This is a genomic window from Streptomyces doebereineriae, from assembly GCF_031845645.1.
Lineage (GTDB): Bacteria > Actinomycetota > Actinomycetes > Streptomycetales > Streptomycetaceae > Streptomyces > Streptomyces canus.
The window spans coordinates 1-17,364 of record NZ_JAVREZ010000021.1; the positions used below are offsets into that span (position 1 = coordinate 1).

The 17,364-nt window shown below is 71.0% G+C and carries 15 protein-coding genes; 7 read left to right on the forward strand and 8 right to left on the reverse strand.

The annotated features are described in order from the left end of the window. Positions 1-258: 258 nt before the first annotated feature. Positions 259-675, reverse strand: coding sequence for a cobalamin B12-binding domain-containing protein (locus RNB18_RS40830; RefSeq protein ID WP_311719185.1), 417 nt, complete (start codon positions 673-675; stop codon positions 259-261). A 551-nt stretch (positions 676-1,226) separates the two neighbouring features. Here RNB18_RS40830 and RNB18_RS40835 point away from each other — a divergent pair. Together RNB18_RS40835 and RNB18_RS40840 are read left to right on the forward strand one after the other, a co-directional pair. Then, a complete protein-coding gene (locus RNB18_RS40835) occupies positions 1,227-2,096 on the forward strand; it encodes a lipase family alpha/beta hydrolase (protein ID WP_311719186.1) in 870 nt (289 codons plus the stop codon). Positions 2,097-2,365: 269 nt separating this feature from the next. Further along, a complete protein-coding gene (locus RNB18_RS40840; RefSeq protein ID WP_311719300.1) occupies positions 2,366-3,901 on the forward strand; it encodes a M23 family metallopeptidase in 1,536 nt (511 codons plus the stop codon). 23 nt (positions 3,902-3,924) lie between these two features. Here the strand turns inward: RNB18_RS40840 and pcrA are convergent, their stop codons facing one another. Together pcrA and RNB18_RS40850 are read right to left on the reverse strand one after the other, a co-directional pair. After that, positions 3,925-6,429: a DNA helicase PcrA gene (gene pcrA / locus RNB18_RS40845; RefSeq protein ID WP_311719187.1), complete on the reverse strand. Its 2,505-nt coding sequence runs from the start codon at positions 6,427-6,429 to the stop codon at positions 3,925-3,927. A gap of 63 nt (positions 6,430-6,492) precedes the next feature. Then, on the reverse strand, positions 6,493-6,858 hold the full coding sequence (locus RNB18_RS40850) for a hypothetical protein (protein WP_311719188.1): 366 nt from the start codon (positions 6,856-6,858) through the stop codon (positions 6,493-6,495). A 390-nt stretch (positions 6,859-7,248) separates the two neighbouring features. Between RNB18_RS40850 and RNB18_RS40855 the strand changes: the two genes are divergently transcribed. Continuing rightward, positions 7,249-8,382, forward strand: a complete 1,134-nt coding sequence (locus tag RNB18_RS40855; protein ID WP_311719189.1) for a C40 family peptidase — start codon at positions 7,249-7,251, stop codon at positions 8,380-8,382. A 101-nt stretch (positions 8,383-8,483) separates the two neighbouring features. Beyond that, complete coding sequence (locus RNB18_RS40860; RefSeq protein WP_311719190.1) at positions 8,484-9,467, forward strand: tellurite resistance/C4-dicarboxylate transporter family protein; 984 nt, start codon at positions 8,484-8,486, stop codon at positions 9,465-9,467. Here RNB18_RS40860 and RNB18_RS40865 read toward each other — a convergent pair. Next, positions 9,445-9,798 carry a hypothetical protein gene (locus tag RNB18_RS40865; RefSeq protein WP_266521274.1) on the reverse strand — a complete coding sequence of 118 codons (354 nt, stop codon included), beginning with the start codon at positions 9,796-9,798 and terminating at the stop codon, positions 9,445-9,447. The two genes, RNB18_RS40860 and RNB18_RS40865, sit on opposite strands and share 23 nt — an antisense overlap. 458 nt (positions 9,799-10,256) lie before the next feature. On the opposite strand from RNB18_RS40865, the gene RNB18_RS40870 reads away from it, so the two are divergent. Further along, positions 10,257-11,318: a C40 family peptidase gene (locus tag RNB18_RS40870; protein ID WP_311719191.1), complete on the forward strand. Its 1,062-nt coding sequence runs from the start codon at positions 10,257-10,259 to the stop codon at positions 11,316-11,318. A 3-nt stretch (positions 11,319-11,321) separates the two neighbouring features. Here the strand turns inward: RNB18_RS40870 and RNB18_RS40875 are convergent, their stop codons facing one another. After that, positions 11,322-12,044, reverse strand: a complete 723-nt coding sequence (locus RNB18_RS40875) for a response regulator transcription factor (protein WP_311719192.1) — start codon at positions 12,042-12,044, stop codon at positions 11,322-11,324. Then, positions 12,041-13,369 carry an ATP-binding protein gene (locus tag RNB18_RS40880; protein WP_176742484.1) on the reverse strand — a complete coding sequence of 443 codons (1,329 nt, stop codon included), beginning with the start codon at positions 13,367-13,369 and terminating at the stop codon, positions 12,041-12,043. The genes RNB18_RS40875 and RNB18_RS40880 overlap by 4 nt, the downstream gene beginning before the upstream one ends. 143 nt (positions 13,370-13,512) lie before the next feature. Here RNB18_RS40880 and RNB18_RS40885 point away from each other — a divergent pair, with 143 nt between their 5' ends. Together RNB18_RS40885 and RNB18_RS40890 are read left to right on the forward strand one after the other, a co-directional pair. Then, on the forward strand, positions 13,513-14,991 hold the full coding sequence (locus RNB18_RS40885) for a PspC domain-containing protein (RefSeq protein WP_311719193.1): 1,479 nt from the start codon (positions 13,513-13,515) through the stop codon (positions 14,989-14,991). Further along, the gene (locus RNB18_RS40890) at positions 14,978-15,235 is read left to right on the forward strand and encodes a hypothetical protein (RefSeq protein WP_311719194.1); all 258 of its coding nucleotides are present in this window, start codon (positions 14,978-14,980) and stop codon (positions 15,233-15,235) included. Before RNB18_RS40885 ends, RNB18_RS40890 begins: the two co-directional genes overlap by 14 nt. A 50-nt stretch (positions 15,236-15,285) precedes the next feature. Here RNB18_RS40890 and RNB18_RS40895 read toward each other — a convergent pair whose 3' ends face one another. Together RNB18_RS40895 and RNB18_RS40900 are read right to left on the reverse strand one after the other, a co-directional pair. Then, entirely contained in the window at positions 15,286-15,816 is a 531-nt protein-coding gene (locus RNB18_RS40895) for a DoxX family protein (protein ID WP_311719195.1), read from the reverse strand. Positions 15,817-15,938: 122 nt separating this feature from the next. Further along, complete coding sequence (locus RNB18_RS40900; RefSeq protein WP_311719196.1) at positions 15,939-17,228, reverse strand: hypothetical protein; 1,290 nt, start codon at positions 17,226-17,228, stop codon at positions 15,939-15,941. Positions 17,229-17,364: the final 136 nt, after the last annotated feature.

Consider the following 17,364-nt stretch of genomic DNA (forward strand, 5'->3'; position numbering starts at 1 on the left):
CAGGCGGCAGGCGGCAGGCGGCAGGCGGCAGGCGGCAGGCGGCAGGCGGCAGGCGGCAGGCGGCAGGCGGCAGGCGGCAGGCGGCAGGCGGCAGGCGGCAGGCGGCAGGCGGCAGGCGGCAGGCGGCAGGCGGCTGAGACTACCTAGGGGCGCGGCTGTGACATCAGCGGCTCCACCGCGCGGCGCGACCAGCCACAACGCACCCGCACCCGACAACGCACCTCGAACCGCTTGCCCCGCCGAGGCCGAGCGCAGCGGCTACGCCCCCGCAGGCTGCCGGACGTTCTCCCGGACCCAGTCCACGATCGACCGGGTCGTCGCCCCCGGCGTGAAGATCTCGGCGACGCCCTTCTCCTTCAGCGGAGGGATGTCCGCCTCCGGGATGATCCCGCCGCCGAACACCAGGATGTCCTCGGCCTCCCGCTCCTTGAGCAGATCGATCACCGCGGCGAACAACGTGTTGTGGGCCCCGGAGAGGATGGAGAGGCCGATCGCGTCGGCGTCCTCCTGGATCGCGGTGTCGACGATCTGCTCGGGGGTCTGATGGAGGCCGGTGTAGACGACCTCCATGCCCGCGTCGCGCAGCGCCCTCGCGATCACCTTGGCTCCGCGATCGTGACCGTCGAGCCCCGGCTTGGCCACCACCACGCGGATCGGGCCGGCTGTCACACCCATCACTGCCTCCATGAAGCGACTGCGTCGTTTCCTCTGCCCATTCCTACCGACTAGTACCGCACAGACCGGGAATGTGAACGAACGTTATCGCCACCATCACGCACCGTGCAGTTTCGCGGCGGGCACCGAGGGGGAAAATCACACGTGGGACACGTTCGGGAGCCGCAACGAGGTCGCCGCACCGCCGCGCCGCAGGCCGCGCGCCACGGTGGTGCGGCGCGCCGGCGACGGCACGAAGGGCACGTAGGACAGGTAAGGCACGACAGCGGGGAGCCTCGTCGCCACACCGACGGGGCGGCTCGTCACGTCACCGGCGCAGCACCAGCACCAGCACCACTCACATCAGCGACATCAACAGCACTACCGGTTCCACCCGTTCCGTCGGCTTCGCCAGCATCCGCAACCGCAGGCGCCCCGGAACCCCGCGCCGCCCGCCGCACCCACCCCCCGCGCCCCACTCGCGCCGCGTCGACGACGACCTCCGCCGCGACTTCCCATGAGCGCACACGGGGGACGGAGCTGTCCTCCCGTGTGCCGACAGGAGGTCGGCCATGAAGGTCACCAAGGCGGCGCTGCCGTTTCTCCCGCTCTGCCAGCGTCTGCTTCCCGGCAGGCTGGCGGGACTCTCCCTGGCCCTTCTGAAGGCGACCGCGCTCGAGTTGGCGATCCTCGCGGGACATCTCCTGCTCTATCCCTCCGGCATCACCCAGGAGCGCCGCTCCCCCCTCCCTCCGCTCCCCTCACCCGAGGACGGCGCGGCACAGCTGCCGACGGAGGCGAAGCCCCCGGTCGTGCTGCTGCACGGCTTCATCGACAACCGCTCGGTCTTCGTGCTCCTGCGCCGCAGCCTCGTCCAGCACGGCAGGCAGCAGATCGAGTCGCTCAACTACTCCCCGCTGACCTGCGACATCCGTGCCGCCGCGGAGCTGCTCGGCCGGCACATAGAGGGGATCTGCGAGCGCACGGGCAGCGAGCGGGTCGACATCGTCGGGCACAGCCTCGGCGGCCTGATCGCGCGGTACTACGTGCAGCGCCTCGGCGGCGACGCCCGGGTCCGCACGCTGGTGACGCTCGGCACCCCGCATTCCGGCACCCGGGTGGTGCCGCTGGCGAACGCGCACCCGATCGTGCGCCAGATGCGCCCCGGCTCGGAGTTGCTCGAGGAGCTCACCCGTCCGGCCCCGGGCTGCCGTACGCACTTCGTCAGTTTCTGGAGCGACCTCGACCACCTGATGGACCCGCTGGAGACCGCCTGCATCGACCATGCGGACCTGATGGCGCAGAACGTCAGGGTGAGCGGGATCGGACATCTCGCCCTGCCCGTGCACCCCGCCGTCGCGACCGGCATACGGCAGGTGCTCGACACCGCGCGGGCCGGGGAGGAGACGGTCGGCCGGGCCGGGGGACTGACCGTGGCGTAACGGTCGTATCGACCACCGGACACAGGCCGCCAACAGCTCCTCGACAGCCGCCGGACCGCCAACCGGCATCGAACAACCTTCGAACACAAAGCCAAGGTCACGCCCACAGTCCCCCGAATCACGGCCGAATGCCCGTTTCCTGCGCGCCCGAAACCAGTTGAAGATTGTCGCGCCCGCATACCGCCGGGTACAGTCGCCGCACTGCTCTGGCAGCCCCTGTTGTCGAGGCGAAAGAGAAGTTGGTGAACGACCGTCACCCGTCGGGGACCATGACCACCCCGACTCCGGCTTCCGATGCCGACTCGTCGCACTACGCGTCGTACGGCACCCAGGAAGCCCAGTACGGCGACTTCACCACGTACGGCGCCTATGACGCCACTGGTTTCGACGCCACAGGCACCGCCGACGCGCATGCCACCGGCACCTTTGAGACCGACCCGCTCTTCGGCAACATGCCGGGCGACGGCACCGGTTCGCACGACGCCTCGACGTGGACCACGGGCGGTCACCAGACCCTGAACTACGACATGTACGCGGCCCAGCACCACGCCGCCTACGACACCGGCGCGTACGACGCCACGCAGTGGGGCGGCACGGACCACCAGCTGCTCTCCGTGATCCCTCCGCAGTCGGGCAGCACCGACCACAGCGGACAGTGGGACGCGAGCAACTGGAGCCAGCCGGACCAGTCCGCGGGCCCGGACGACCAGACCCAGCACTGGGAATGGGGCACGCAGGCCTTCGACACCGGGGCGTACGACGCCACGCAGTGGAACTCCGACGGCACGGCGGCCGACCCGCAGGCGACGGCCACGTTCGAGCAGGTCGGGTACGGCGAGACCCACACCTACGACGAGAATCACGCGTACGACGAGAACCACGCGTACGGCGAGGCGAATCCGCACGGCGGCACCTACGCCGAACACGCCCCGCACGAAGGCGAGTCGACCGCCACCGGCGAGATGCCCGCCGTCCACGACGCCGACGCCCCGCTCCTCGACGACCAGGAGGAGGCCGGTCCGGCGCCGATCCCCGCCCAGGGCTCCCGCGTGGCCGCGCGCAACGCCAACCGCTCCCGCCGCCGTATGCCCGCCAAGCGCTCCGCGCTGCTGACCATCGCCGTCCCCTCGGCGTGTGTCATGGGTGTCGCCGGGATCGCCGCCGCCTCGGTCGGCACGCTGACCGGCGACGGCAAGGAGACCTCGACGACCCTGGCGGACCCGACCGCCGTCAAGCCGGCCGTCGCGAACAACAAGCTGGACACCCAGCTGCGGAGCCTCTCGGCCGGTGCCGACGACTTCGCCGACCGGGCCAGCCGCACGCAGGAACGCATCGATCTCAAGGCCCAGCAGGTGGCCGAGAAGAAGAAGGCGGCGGAGGAGGCGGCCCGCAAGGAGCGGCTGCGTCCGAAGTTCGCGCTTCCGGTCGCACAGCGGGGCCTCAGTGCCTACTTCGGCCAGGCCGGCATCAACTGGATGTCCGTCCACACCGGCATCGACTTCCCGGTGTCGTACGGCACGACGGTGATGGCCGCGACCGACGGCACCGTCCGGACGCAGTGGAACAGCGCGTACGGCAACATGATGGTCGTGACGGCGAAGGACGGCACCGAGACGTGGTACTGCCACCTCTCCAGCTACCGCGTCGCCTCCGGTACGACGGTCAAGGCCGGCGACCCGATCGCGTACTCCGGCAACTCCGGCAACTCGACCGGCCCCCACCTGCACTTCGAGGTGCACCCGGCGGCCGGTTCGGCCATAGACCCGCTGCCGTGGCTGCGCAGCCACGGGCTGGACCCGACGTAGAACCTCGGGCCCAGCCCCCGCGGTTACAGCTTCTCGACCGGCGCGTACCGCAGCAGCAACCGCTTCGGCTTCGCTTCCCCGAAGTCGATCGTCGCCTCGGCGTTCGCCCCCGTGCCCTTCACCCCGACCACCGTGCCGAGCCCGAACTGGTCGTGGGTGACACGGTCGCCGACGGCAAGCGCCACCACCGGCTTCTCCGAGGTCCTGCGCGTCGCGAAGCCGGACGCGCCCGACGCCGAGGAGCGGGAACGTGAGGACGACAGCGAGGCGGCGACCCCCGACACCGGTCCCGCGGGAGCGGCGGCGGCACCCGTGCGCTTCCAGTCCACGTGTTGCGCCGGGATCTCCTCCAGGAAGCGGGAGGGCGGGTTGTACGACGGCTGTCCCCACGCGCTGCGCAGGACGGACCGGGTCAGATACAGCCGCTCACGCGCTCGCGTGATGCCGACGTAGGCCAGCCGGCGCTCCTCCTCCAGCTCCTTGGTCTGGCCGAGAGCGCGCATGTGCGGAAAGACGCCGTCCTCCATGCCGGTGAGGAAGACGACCGGGAACTCCAGGCCCTTGGCGGTGTGCAGGGTCATCAGGGTGATGACGCCGGAGCCGTCCTCGTCCTCGTCGGGGATCTGGTCGGAGTCGGCGACCAGGGCGACCCGCTCGAGGAACGCCGCGAGCCCGACCGGGGCCGGCGCCTCACCCTCCGCGGGCTCCCCGGCCGCTCCGGACTCCTGCTCGAACTCCAGGGCCACGGCGGCGAGTTCCTGGAGGTTCTCGATGCGGGTCTCGTCCTGGGGGTCGGTGGAGGCCTGCAACTCGGCGAGATAGCCGGTGCGTTCGAGGACCGCCTCCAGGACGGTCGCCGGGCCCGCGCCGGACTCGACGATGGTCCGGAGCTCCTCCATCAGCACGTTGAACCGCTTCACGGCGTTGGTGGAGCGCGCGGCCATGCCGTACGCCTCGTCGACACGCTTGAGGGCTTGCGGGAAGCTGATCTTCTCGCGCTGGGACAGGGCGTCGATCATCGCCTCGGCGCGGTCGCCGATGCCGCGTTTGGGGACATTGAGGATCCGGCGCAGCGGCACGGAGTCCTCCGGGTTGGCGAGGACGCGCAGGTAGGCCAGCACGTCCCGGACCTCCTTGCGCTCGTAGAAGCGGACGCCGCCGACGACCTTGTAGGGCAGGCCGACGCGGATGAAGACCTCTTCGAAGACACGGGACTGGGCGTTCGTACGGTAGAAGACGGCCACGTCACCGGCCTTCGCGTCACCCGCGTCGGTGAGACGGTCTATCTCGTCGGCGACGAACTGCGCCTCGTCGTGCTCGGTGTCGGCGACATAGCCGGTGATACGCGCGCCCGCGCCCGCGTTGGTCCACAGGTTCTTGGGGCGGCGGGACTCGTTGCGCTCGATGACGGCGTTGGCGGCGGTGAGGATCGTCTGGGTGGAGCGGTAGTTCTGCTCCAGGAGGATCGTCGTCGCGTCCGGGTAGTCCTCCTCGAACTGGAGGATGTTGCGGATGGTCGCGCCGCGGAAGGCGTAGATCGACTGGTCGGCGTCGCCCACGACGCAGAGCTCGGCGGGCGGCAGGTCGTCCTCGCCCGGCGGTACGTCGACGGGGTACTCGCCGGTACCGACCAGCTCGCGCACGAGCGCGTACTGCGCGTGGTTGGTGTCCTGGTACTCGTCGACGAGGACGTGCCGGAAGCGGCGGCGGTAGTGCTCGGCGACATCGGGGAACGCCCGGAGCAGGTTGACCGTGGTCATGATCAGGTCGTCGAAGTCGAGGGCGTTCGCCTCGCGCAGCCGCGACTGGTACATGGCGTAGGCCTGGGCGAGGGTCTTCTCGAAGCCGTCGGTGGCCTGGGCGGCGAAGTCCTCCTCGTCGATCAGCTCGTTCTTCAGGTTGCTGATCTTGGCGCTGAAGGACTTCGGCGGGAACCGCTTGGGGTCGAGGTCCAGGTCGCGGCAGACCAGGGCCATGAGCCGCTTGGAGTCGGCGGCGTCGTAGATCGAGAAGGAGGAGGTGAACCCGAGCTTCTTCGACTCCCTCCGCAGGATCCGCACGCACGCGCTGTGGAAGGTCATCACCCACATCGCGTTCGCGCGCGGGCCCACGAGCTGCTCGACGCGCTCCTTCATCTCGCCCGCGGCCTTGTTGGTGAAGGTGATCGCGAGGATCTGGCCCGGGTGGACGTGTCGCTCGCCGAGGAGATGGGCGATGCGGTGGGTGAGCACCCGGGTCTTGCCTGAGCCGGCGCCGGCCACGATCAGCAGCGGGGTGCCGGAGTGCACCACGGCCGCGCGCTGGTTCTCGTTCAGCCCGTCCAGGAGCGCGGCCGGGTCCACCACCGGGCGGGGGGCGCCGTCGCGGTAGTACGCGTCCCGCTCCGGGGGCGCGTCGAACTTCCCACCGAACAGATCGTCCGGAACGGGTTCCGGTACGTGCTCGTCCTCGGGCGGCGGCGGTTCTTCCCCATGGGCCCGAGGGGCCTGGAGGTCCGCCAGGAAGCTGTCGTCAAAGAGGCTGCTCATCGCTCTCCGAGTCTAGGGTGCCCCACTGACACACCGCCGCCGCCCCGAGAACATCCACTCGGATCAGAACCCGATGATCTTCCAGACCTGGCCGCCGGGCGTCTTCCCGCCCTCCAGAACCGTCCCGTCACGGTCCGCGATCGACCAGGCCGAGACGTACACCTTGCCGTCGTACGGGTCGACGGCGACGCCCGCCGGGAACGGCACCTTCACGTTCGTGCGCTTGCCGTGCGAGACCTTGGTCACGACGCCGGCGAGGAGCTGGCTGACGTACATCTCGCCGTCGTCGCCGAAGGCGAGGCCCGTGATCGAGCCGAAGCCGGACTTCCAGCCGAGGATCTTGCCGGTCCAGGTACCCCTCCAACCGGCCGCGGCACCCCACCGCGGCTGGCTGGAAGCTAGACCCACGAAGCGGGCGGACGCCGTCACTCCGGCAAAAATACGCCCAAGTCATGGCAGATCACTCCGGATTGACCATGCGGAGCGACACCCGAGGCCAAGGTCACGAAAATGTATCGGGCATATCGAACAACAACCTTCACAGGGGCCACACCCGTTGGCTACCGTTCGGGCAGGCCGTACGACCCCCACCGGCGAACGTCGCCGGGCCGCACGGCCTCCGCCGAGTCCGCAGCGCCGCCGCGCGCCCGGAGCCGGGGACCCACCGATACCTGGGGTGAATCGGCCGACTCCCGCGCAGGGAGCGCCGTAGGGCAAACCTTCCGAAGCATCTCGCCCGAACCCTCCCCCAGGGCCTGAACGGCCTGGGGGACCCCCATCGCTAACTCGGCAGGCGGAGCACGGAAGGAGTCGCCTCCCTTGGCGTCGCACCGCAAGTCGCGTCCCGTCGGTACGCGCGTAGCAGGCATACGGACCCCGGCCCTCGCGACGGCCGCCCTCACCTCCGTGGCCCTGCTGTCCCAGTCGGCGAACGCCGCGCCGGCCGATGACAGGCCGAGTCTCGAAGAGGTGGAGAAGAAGGTCGACGACCTCTACCGCCAGGCCGAGTCGGCGACCGACAACTACAACGCGGCCAAGGAGAAGACGGCCACTCAGCGCAAGCAGGTCGACACGCTCCTCGACGACGTCGCGCAGCGCACCGAGAAGCTCAACGAGGCGCGGGAGGAGCTCGGTTCCTTCGCCGCCGCCCAGTACCGCACCGGTGCCGGGGCCTCCGGCACGGCGACCTTCCTGCTCGCCGACACTCCGCAGGACTACTTCGACCAGACGCAGTTGATGGGGCGTCTGACGAACCGCCAGAAGGGCGCGGTCGACGACTACGTCTCCGAGCAGTCCGCGACGATGAAGAAGCGTCAGGAGGCCTCCCAGAGCCTTCAGACACTCACCGAGACGCAGAGCGACCTGAAGACGGCCAAGGCGACCGTCCAGAAGAAGCTCACCGACGCGCGCGAGATGCTGTCGGAGCTGACGGCCCAGGAAAAGGCGCGCCTCGCGGCGATCGAGAAGCAGAAGCAGGAGGCGGCGGCCCGCAAGGCGGCGGAGCTGGCGCAGCAACAGGCGGCCGCGGAGAAGGCCGCGCAGGAGGCCACCACCCCGCAGGAGAGCACGTCGCCGGCGACCGACTCCTCGTACGCCACCAAGGCCGCCAAGGCCCTCGCCTTCGTCCGCGCGCAGATCGGCAAGCCGTACGTCTGGGGTGCCACCGGGCCCGACTCCTACGACTGCTCAGGCCTCACCCAGGCCGCCTGGAAGGCCGCAGGCGTCGACCTCCCCCGCGTCACCTACGACCAGGTCAACGCCGGCACCACGATCTCCCTCGCCGACGCCCAGCCCGGTGACCTGGTCTTCTTCTACGACGACATCAGCCACGTCGGCCTCTACATCGGCAACGGCATGATGATCCACGCCCCCAAGCCGGGCGCGTACGTCCGCGAGGAGTCGATCTACTACGACGGCGAGTCGGCGATCCACAGCGTGGTGCGCCCGGCCTGAGGCACCGCCGGTCACCAGCGCGCGGGCGTATTTCCGCTCTTTCCGCACGCGCGCGTGCGCGTCCCGCCGGCACGGCAGGCGGAGCTTCCTAGCATCGGCACATGTCCGGTACCTCCCCGCACTCCCCCCTGCGCGTCTGGTGGACGCAGCGCCCGCCCGCGGCCGGGGCCGCCGTGATGGCGACCGGCATCGTGTCGGTCGGGCTGGATCTGGCCGGCCACGAGACGCTGTCCCGGATCGCCCTGGTGATCGGTTGTGCGGCCTGGCTGGGGCTGGCCGCCGATGTCGCCGTACGACTGCTGCGGGAGCGCGCGCGATGGTTCGCGGACGCCGGGACAGCGGGCGCTCTGACGGCCGTGGCGGCGACCACCGTCCTCGGCACCCGTTTCTCCGCGCTCGGGCGTCAGACTCTCGCCGAGGCGCTGCTGGCGCTGTCCGCGGTGCTGTGGCCGGTGCTGATCGTGCGCGTCGTCGGGCACGGGAAGCGGCGGATGCCCGGCGGGGTGTTCCTCGGTTGTGTGGCCACCCAGGGCCTCGCGGTCCTCGGCGCCACGCTGGCCGCGGCCGAGTCGGCGGCATGGCTCGCGCACGCGGCGCTCGTACTGTTCTGGCTCGGCCTGGTCCTCTACGGCCTCGCGCTCTTCCACTTCGACCTGCGCCAGGTGCTGGAGGGACCGGGCGACCAGTGGATCGCGGGCGGCGCGCTCGCCATCTCGGCGCTCGCCGGGTCGCAGCTGATCGCCGCCCACAGCGCGCGCCTGTACCTGTGGAACGACGACGACCACGGCGTCCTGCGGGCGGTGACCGTCGCCCTGCTGGTGCTCGACCTGGCCTGGTACGCCGTCCTGCTGGTGGCCGAGTTCCTACGCCCGCGCCCCCGCTACGACGTGCGCCGTTGGGCCACCGTGTTCCCCATGGGCATGACCACGGTGGCGACCCTGTCGGTCTCCGCCACCTTGGATGTCCCGTGGCTCGAGACTCCGGGTGAGGTGCTGATGTGGATCTCGGTGGCGGCCTGGTCGGCCGTCGCCGCGGGTGCGGTCGGCTCCGCCCGTGCCGCCGTCAGGTCCACAGCACCGCGATGAAGATGTTGGCCGTGGTCAGCGCGCCGACCAGGCCGAACAGGCTCTTGTCCACTTTCTCGTCGTCCCGCTTCACATAGACGAGGCCGAGGATCACGATCAGCAGGGCGAGCTTCACGCCGATCTTGATGTTGTTGACGTGCTGGTCGTCGGCCTGGTTGAGGCCGACCAGGATCACCCCGGTGACCAGCATCGTCGCGGCACCGTGCAGCATCGCGGGGACGAACCGGGCGGTGCCGCGGCCCATCGCCTTCATCTGCGTGAGGAAGCCGCCGAGCAGCGCGGCGATGCCGATGATGTGCAGGCCGACGAAGAGATGGATGAGTACGTCCATGAGGCCGGAGCTTATTCCGGGCCGTTAGGAGCACCCGCACCGACCCCTTGAGAGAACTTGCATATATGCGGCCCATAGCACTCGACACCCGCCATGGGTCCCGAAACCCCCACTTCGGTCAGCGCACCGCGCGAAGTCGACGGAGCCGGCCCGCGATCACGGTCACCTTCGGTCACCCGGCGGTCCCCTGGCGGCAGTTCCGCACAACGCGTTACCTCCCCGTCACGGTCAGGTTTAGCGTCCTCCACCAGGTGACCGGCTCCCCACCGCCGCCCGGGCCAGGGGCGGCAGTCGGCCACCACCGCCGAGAAGGTCCGGCGGCGGCCGGCTCCCCCTGTGCGGGCCGTCGCCGGACGCGCACACCGCCCCGGGCGGTCGTACGGCCGCTCCCCCTGGCGTCCGTATGTCCGTGAAGCCCGGGACGGCCGGGCGGTCGAGGAAAGGACGTGCAAGTCCACGTGGCAGCGCATCGCAAGTCCCGTAGGAGCTCGGTCGGCGGCCACACGGTCCGTACGGCAGCGACGATCGCCCTCGCGGGGGCGGCGACGGCGACGGGCTTCGACGGGACCGGACACGCCGAGCCGCAGCTCACACCGACGCAGGTCAAGGCGAAGGTCGATCAGCTGTACCAGGAGGCCGAGGCCGCCACCGAGAAGTACAACGGCGCGAAGGAGAAGGCGGAGGCGGCCGAGACCCGGCTGGGCACTCTGCGGGACGAGGCGGCCCGCAGGACGGAGCAGCTCAACGAGGCGCGGGACGCGCTGGGTACGATCGCCGCGGCGCAGTATCGCGGCGGCGGCCTCGACCCCGCGATGCAGCTCGCCTTCACCGACGACCCCGACCGGTACCTGGACAGCGCGGAGTTCGTCGAACGGGCCGGTACCCGCCAGGCCACCTCCGTGGCGAACGTCCGCCGGCAGCTGCGGGAGATCGAGCAGTTGCGCGGGGCCGCGCACATCGAGCTGGCCTCGCTGAGGTCACGTCAGGCGGAGCTGAAGCGCCACAAGAAGACGATCACCGGCAAACTGGGCGCGGCCCGCCGGCTGATGTCCCAGCTGCCGGCCGAGGAACGGGCGGGGTCGCAAGCAGGCGGGGATCGCGCCTCCCGGGCCACGACGGACGCGCGCGAGGAACTGACGGCCCTCGGCGCGGCCACCGAGCAAGCCCCGAACTCCCGTGCCGCGGCGGCCGTTTCCTACGCCTACTCCAAACTGGGCAGCCCCTATGTGTGGGGCGCCACCGGACCGGACGCCTTCGACTGCTCGGGCCTCATCCAGGCCGCGTACCGCTCCGCGGGCCTCTCCCTGCCCCGCACGACCTACGCCCAGATCGGTGCCGGCCAGCGCGTCTCCCGCTCCGAACTCCTCCCGGGCGACCTGGTGTTCTTCTACTCCGGCATCACCCACGTCGGCCTCTACATCGGCAACGGTCGCATGATCCACGCCCCGAACCCGTCGGCACCGGTACGGGAGGCCCCGATCGACCAGATGCCGTTCGCGGGGGCGACGCGGGTGGTGTGACCGTCAGACCAGCCGCCGTGCCGTCGCCCATCGCGTCAGCTCGTGCCGGTTCGACAGCTGCAGTTTCCGCAGCACCGCCGAGACATGGGACTCGACCGTCTTCACCGAGATGAACAGCTGCTTGGCGATCTCCTTGTAGGCGTAACCGCGTGCGATGAGCCTCAGCACCTCCCGCTCGCGCTGGGTGAGGCGGTCCATGTCCTCGTCGACCGGCGGGGCGTCGGTGGAGGCGAAGGCGTCCAGGACGAACCCGGCCAGGCGCGGCGAGAAGACGGCGTCGCCCTCCTGGACGCGGAAGACGGAGTCGACGAGGTCCGTGCCGGTGATCGTCTTCGTCACATAGCCGCGCGCACCGCCCCGGATCACTCCGATCACGTCCTCTGCCGCGTCCGAGACGGACAGGGCGAGGAAGCGGACGGGCTGGTCGGCGTCGGCCATCAACGGGGCACAGCGGCGCAGCACTTCGACCCCGCCGCCGCCCGGGAGGTGGACGTCCAGGAGGACGACCTCGGGGCGGGTCGCGGTGATGACGGTGACGGCCTGGTCGACGTCCGCGGCCTCGCCGACCACCTCGACGCCGGTCTCCTCGGTCCGGCCGATCTCGGCCTGGACGCCCGTACGGAACATGCGGTGGTCGTCGACGAGGACCACGCGCACGTGCCGCTCCCCCGCGCCGTCGGCCGGCGTCGGCTCTACGGGGTTGTTCGCCTCGGTGGGGTCACTCATGACGTCTTCTCCGCCCTCTCCATCTCCAGCTCGACCTCCGTGCCGCCGCCCGGCACCGCACGCAGCCGGGCCGTGCCGCCATGGCGCTCCATGCGGCCGATGATCGATTCTCTGACACCCATCCGGTCGGCGGGTATCGAGTCGAGGTCGAAGCCGGGGCCCCGGTCCCGGACGGACACGAAGACCGTCCGGCCCTCGACTTCGGCGTAGACCTGTACGGCGCCGCCCTCGCCACCGTACTTGGCGGCATTGACCATCGCCTCGCGCGCGGCCTGCATCTGCGCGCCGGTTCTCTCGTCGAGCGGGCAGTCACCGACGACCACGACCTCTATGGGGACGCCGTGCTTGTCCTCGACCTCGGCGGCGTTGCGCCGCACGGCGTCGGCGAGGTCGGTGGGTTCGTCGGCCTCGTCCTTGCCGGTGCCCTCGGGTTTGTACAGCCAGGTGCGCAGGTCGCGCTCCTGGGCGCGGGCGAGGCGGCGCACCTCGTTCGCGTTCTCCGCGTTGCGCTGGATCAGGGTCAGCGTGTGCAGCACCGAGTCGTGCACATGGGCGGCGACCTCCGCGCGCTCCTGGGCGCGGATGCGCATCAGGCGCTCCTCGGAGAGGTCCTGGGTCATGCGGACGAGATACGGCCCCGCGAGGAGCGTTATCCCCACGAGGACCGCGAGGGCCGCCTGCAGGACGGAGCCGAGGTGGGCGGCGGAGCCCTGCAGGACGAAGACCCCGGAGACACCGGCGGTGACGAGGAGGACACCGCCCGCGGCACGCAGCAGTGTCAGGGTGCGCCGACGGCGGCCCACCTCCATCCAGCGGGCCCGGCGGGCGTTGTCCGCCTGGCGCCAGACGAGGGCCACCCCCGCGCCGACGAGGACGATCGGCCAGAGGTAGGCCTTGGCACCATTGCCCACATTGACATTGCCGACGAAGACCATGGCCACGACGACCATGAGGAGCAGGGCCACGATCTGGCCCTTGTCGGGGCGGCGGGCGACGAGTCTGCGGCGGCCGTCGGGCGAGGTCTCGGTGGACACCAGGGACGGGGGCCGCTGGCCGCCGACCCCGCCCACGCCGAGCGGCACGAAGAACCAGAACGCGGCATACAGCAACGCACCGAGCCCGTCCGCCATGAAGAGGCCCACGAAGACGAGCCGCACCCAGATCACGGGCAGCCCGAGATGCCCGGCGAGCCCCCGCGCCACACCACCCAGCCAGCGTCCGTCACTGCTGCGGTAGAGCTTGCGCGGCGGCCGCGGTTCGACGAGTGGCGCTGTGGCGGCTTCCGGCATGCCATCGATGGTCACACGGCCGGGGTGCGGGGGCATCAGGGTTGCCCCCCGAGACTCCCCTGATCTTCGATCGGCGTGCCGCCCGAACGCTTCCCTCCCCCGGTCTCAGGGCCGATATCAGGGTCCGGCCAGGGTCGTTCCGACTCCCGCCACGCCCCCACGACCGTCACCATGGACACATGACAGATCACCAGCACGCCGCGGGCGCCGGATCCGGCGGCGGTCCGGACCCGGGCACCGGCCCCGGCGCGGGCATGCGGAAGGACAAAGAAGGAGGCACACCGGCCGACGCGCACACCGAGACCCTCGGGGGCCGGACAAGGACGGACGCCCCTACCCCGCCCACCACCGCCCAGGACACGGTCACCGCCGAGGACGCGCCCCCCGCCCCCCTCCGCTTCCGGCGGGACCGACGGCACAAGTTGCTCGCCGGAGTGTGCGCCGGGCTGGGGCGGCAGTGCGACATGGATCCGGTGATCTTCCGGATCACGCTCACCGTGCTGTCGGCGACGGGCGGCATCGGCCTCATCTTCTACGGCTTCGCCTGGCTCCTCGTCCCCTACGCCGACGAGGAAGAGAACGAGGTGCGCAAGCTGCTCACCGGCCGGGTGGACGGCCAGGCACTGACCGGCGTGCTGTTCGCCCTGGTCGGCTGCGGGGTGTTCCTCACCATGCTGAGCAACACCGGCGTGCTGACCTTCGCCGTGGTCCTCTCCCTGCTCCTCGCGGGCGCCGGGTACTGGTCGCGCCACCGCGGCACCCCCGACCCCGACCCGCTCTCAGCGCAGGCCGTAGCGGACGCCCCGCCGGAGGCCCAGGCCCCCCCGGTGCCCGCCGGCTACCCGTCCTGGTGGCGCGACCCCATCGTCAAGGACGGCACACACGTCGGCGGCACGGGCTATCTGTGGGGCCCGAAGGACTCCCGCGACCGCGACATCGCGGCGGCCGTCAACATCGGCCTGGGCGCCCCCTGGAGCCGACGTGAGGACATCCGCGCGGCCCACACCCGCGGGCCGAAGCCGCGCGGCCCCCGCTGGATCGGCGGCTGGGTCTTCCTTCTCGCCCTGCTGGCGGGCGGCATCGGCACCGGAGCGACCTGGGAGCACCACGCCCTGGGCACCAGCCTGCAGACCGGTCTGTCCTGCGCACTGATCGTCCTGGGCCTGGGCATAGCGATCAGCTCGTTCCTGGGCCGCACAGGAGCGGGCTCGATCTTCCTGGCGATCGTCACGGCGGGCCTGCTCGCCACCGCAGCCGCTCTCCCGAAGGACATCACCACCCACTGGGTCCGCACGAACTGGACACCGGCAGCCGTGCAGGACATCCGTCCGGAGTACGAACTCGGCACCGGCGTGGGCACCCTGGACCTGTCCCACGTCGATTTCACGAAGGGCCGGACAGTGACGACCCAGGCCGACGTCGGAGTGGGCCGGCTGGTGGTGATCGTGCCGGCCGACGTGACCGTGCAGGCGGTCATCGACGTGGGCGTGGGCGACATCCAGTTGCCGGGCGACGGCCAGGAGGACGTGGACGTGGCACCGGGCAAGCGCAAGGAGGTCACCCTGAAACCGGTCTCGGGCGCCAAGAACAGCGCCACCCTCGACCTCGATCTGCGGGTCGGCATCGGCCAGGCGGAGGTGAGCCGTGCTGCGTCATGAGTTCCGACCGGGAAAGCTGGTCGCCGGGTTCTTCGTGACCGTCGCGGGCATCACGTACGCCGGTGACGCGGGCGACGCCTGGGACACCCCGTGGTTCGCGGTGATCCCCATGGTCGTGGGCGGCCTGTGTCTGGCAGGCGTGGTGGGCCTGCTGACCCGGGCCATCCGCAACCGACGCGACAGCCGCCGTACGAACACTCCACCGGAGGTCGGCCAGGCGCCTCAGCCGCCCGTACCCCACTGATCACGAGGGGACGGCTGATCCCCCGCCACCGGTAGCTCCGCCGACCGGAGCTACCGGTAGCCTCCCGCCCGCTGCCGTCGTCGGGACCGCAAGGCGGCGTCCACGGAGAACACGGAGGCGCCCGCGAGGACGAGGGGCAGCCAGGCCATCAGGTAGGCGAGGTCGTTGCCGTAGTAGTAGGGGTCGGAGGCCCAGCTCACGGTCAGCCACAGGCTGAGCGAGATCAGCGCACCGCCCAGAGCGGCCAGGCGGGCGAGGATGCCGAGCAGGGTGCCGATACCGACGGCGAGCTCACCGAAGGCGATGGCATAGCCGAAGCCGACGGGGTTCTTCAGGGACAGATCGACCAGGGCGGGGATGGCCGAGGAGTCCCGGACACTGCGCATCAAGTCGCCGACGGAGCCCGAGCCGGAGCTCTTCATGAAGGCGCTGTCGGTCAGCTTGTCCAGGCCCGCGTAGATGAAGGTGACACCGAGGAAAATGCGCAGTGGCACCAGGGCGTACTGGCTGATGCTGTCCCGCCAGGACCGTTCTTCGCCGTAGTAGGGGGCGTGCGTGTCCGTACGAAAACTGTGAGTCATCGCTCCGAGCCGCCTCTCACCAGCATGCCGAGACCCCTCACCAGACGATACGCACGAAGGAGCCGAGGTGCTCAATGCGATGCCGAGTTTCTCCGCGCCCCGGACGACGCGAACCCCGCCGCTCAGTCCGTCACATCGATCGCGTACCGATTCGTCTCCGCCCCCGCGGCCGTCACCACCTGCACCTCCACCCGTCCCGGCTCCACATCCGCCGGCACCGGCACGGTCAGCACCTCGTCCGTGGGGTTGCTGAAGCCGCCGGCCACCGGCACCAGCGGCACATGCACGTTCACCGGCCCGATCCGTACCACCATCCGGGACAGCCGATCGGCCCGCTGCGCCCCCGGCGGCACGAACCCGGCGCCCCGGATCTCGATGTCGTCGCCGGTACGGATCGGTCCGTCCAGGTCCCCGGCCTCCCGCGACCGCACCACGGACAGGATCACCGGCCGCCCGCCCTCCGCGTACTTCCCCGCCACATAGGTGGCCGCGGACACCAGCACCACCACCGCCAGCCCCCACGGCAGATCCGGCAACTGATCCGGCCGCCGGGCCAGCCGTACACCCGCGAACAGCAGAGCGACCGCGCCGATCACGACGTACTGAATGTCGGCGAAGGTCCCCCGCCCGGAGTCGTCCGTCAACAGGTCGGCGGCGCGGGGCCGATCGGCCCGTACCTTCTGCAGCCGCTGTCCGAGCACCCGCAGTCCGACGACCCGCCGCACCAGCACGGCGATCCCACAGACCACGGCCAGCACGGTCACGACACCCGCGCCCCGGGCCAGTTCGAGCCCGGAGAGCAGCGCATCCCGCTCACGGCCGTCGGAGGCCGCGGCCAGCCGTCCCACCAGCACCAGCACCGCATAGGCGACGAACAGCACCCACGCCACCGCGACGGCCCGCGAGGTGGACAGCCGGTTGTCCTCACCGATGACCGGCGCGAGCACCCCGCCCCGGGCCCGGTGGAACCAGGACGCCGCGGTCAGCGACCCCGCCACCACGAGCGCCGCGACCAGCCCGGCCGTACGCGCCGAGGTCCACCCCGCCCCGATGGCCGTCAGCGCCTGGACGAGGAGCAGCACCACGACGGCGGCCCACACCGCATACGCGGTACGCCGCCACAGCCGCGCGAGCCAGGCGGCCCCCTCCGCCCGACCCCGTTCGGCCACGGCCTCCGCGGACTGGGTCAGTTCCTCCGAGACCCACTGCCGGGAGGCCGACGCGGAGTGCGCCACGGCCGCGGGCAGCCCCTGCCCGGCCGCGAAGCCGTCCCGCATCACGAGGAATTCGGCTACCGCGCGCCGGTGTCCGGCCCGTGCCCCGTGCGGACAGTCCCCGCAGGTGCAGCCGCCCTCGTGCGCACCCCAGGGCTCGCCCCCGTCCGCGCCGTGTCTCGCTTCCTGCACCGCCACGTCCGACGCCTGCCTTCCCACGACCCTCGTGACCCTCTGACCCCACATGACCTCGCGGCCGGACCGACCGCACGATCCACAAACCCTCACGAAGAACCCCGGACAACTCCCCGGCGACAGCGAATTGTGCCCTACG

Excerpts from the sequence above, each read along its gene's own strand:
- RNB18_RS40880 (WP_176742484.1), bottom strand. The coding sequence starts at position 13,369 with ATGCCCCCGCACCCCGGCCGTGTGACCATCGATGGCATGCCGGAAGCC.
- RNB18_RS40830 (WP_311719185.1), bottom strand. The coding sequence starts at position 675 with ATGGGTGTGACAGCCGGCCCGATCCGCGTGGTGGTGGCCAAGCCGGGG.
- RNB18_RS40885 (WP_311719193.1), top strand. The coding sequence starts at position 13,513 with ATGACAGATCACCAGCACGCCGCGGGCGCCGGATCCGGCGGCGGTCCG.
- RNB18_RS40835 (WP_311719186.1), top strand. The coding sequence starts at position 1,227 with ATGAAGGTCACCAAGGCGGCGCTGCCGTTTCTCCCGCTCTGCCAGCGT.
- RNB18_RS40895 (WP_311719195.1), bottom strand. The coding sequence starts at position 15,816 with ATGACTCACAGTTTTCGTACGGACACGCACGCCCCCTACTACGGCGAA.
- RNB18_RS40840 (WP_311719300.1), top strand. The coding sequence starts at position 2,366 with ATGACCACCCCGACTCCGGCTTCCGATGCCGACTCGTCGCACTACGCG.
- RNB18_RS40865 (WP_266521274.1), bottom strand. The coding sequence starts at position 9,798 with ATGGACGTACTCATCCATCTCTTCGTCGGCCTGCACATCATCGGCATC.
- RNB18_RS40875 (WP_311719192.1), bottom strand. The coding sequence starts at position 12,044 with ATGAGTGACCCCACCGAGGCGAACAACCCCGTAGAGCCGACGCCGGCC.
- RNB18_RS40860 (WP_311719190.1), top strand. The coding sequence starts at position 8,484 with ATGTCCGGTACCTCCCCGCACTCCCCCCTGCGCGTCTGGTGGACGCAG.
- pcrA (WP_311719187.1), bottom strand. The coding sequence starts at position 6,429 with ATGAGCAGCCTCTTTGACGACAGCTTCCTGGCGGACCTCCAGGCCCCT.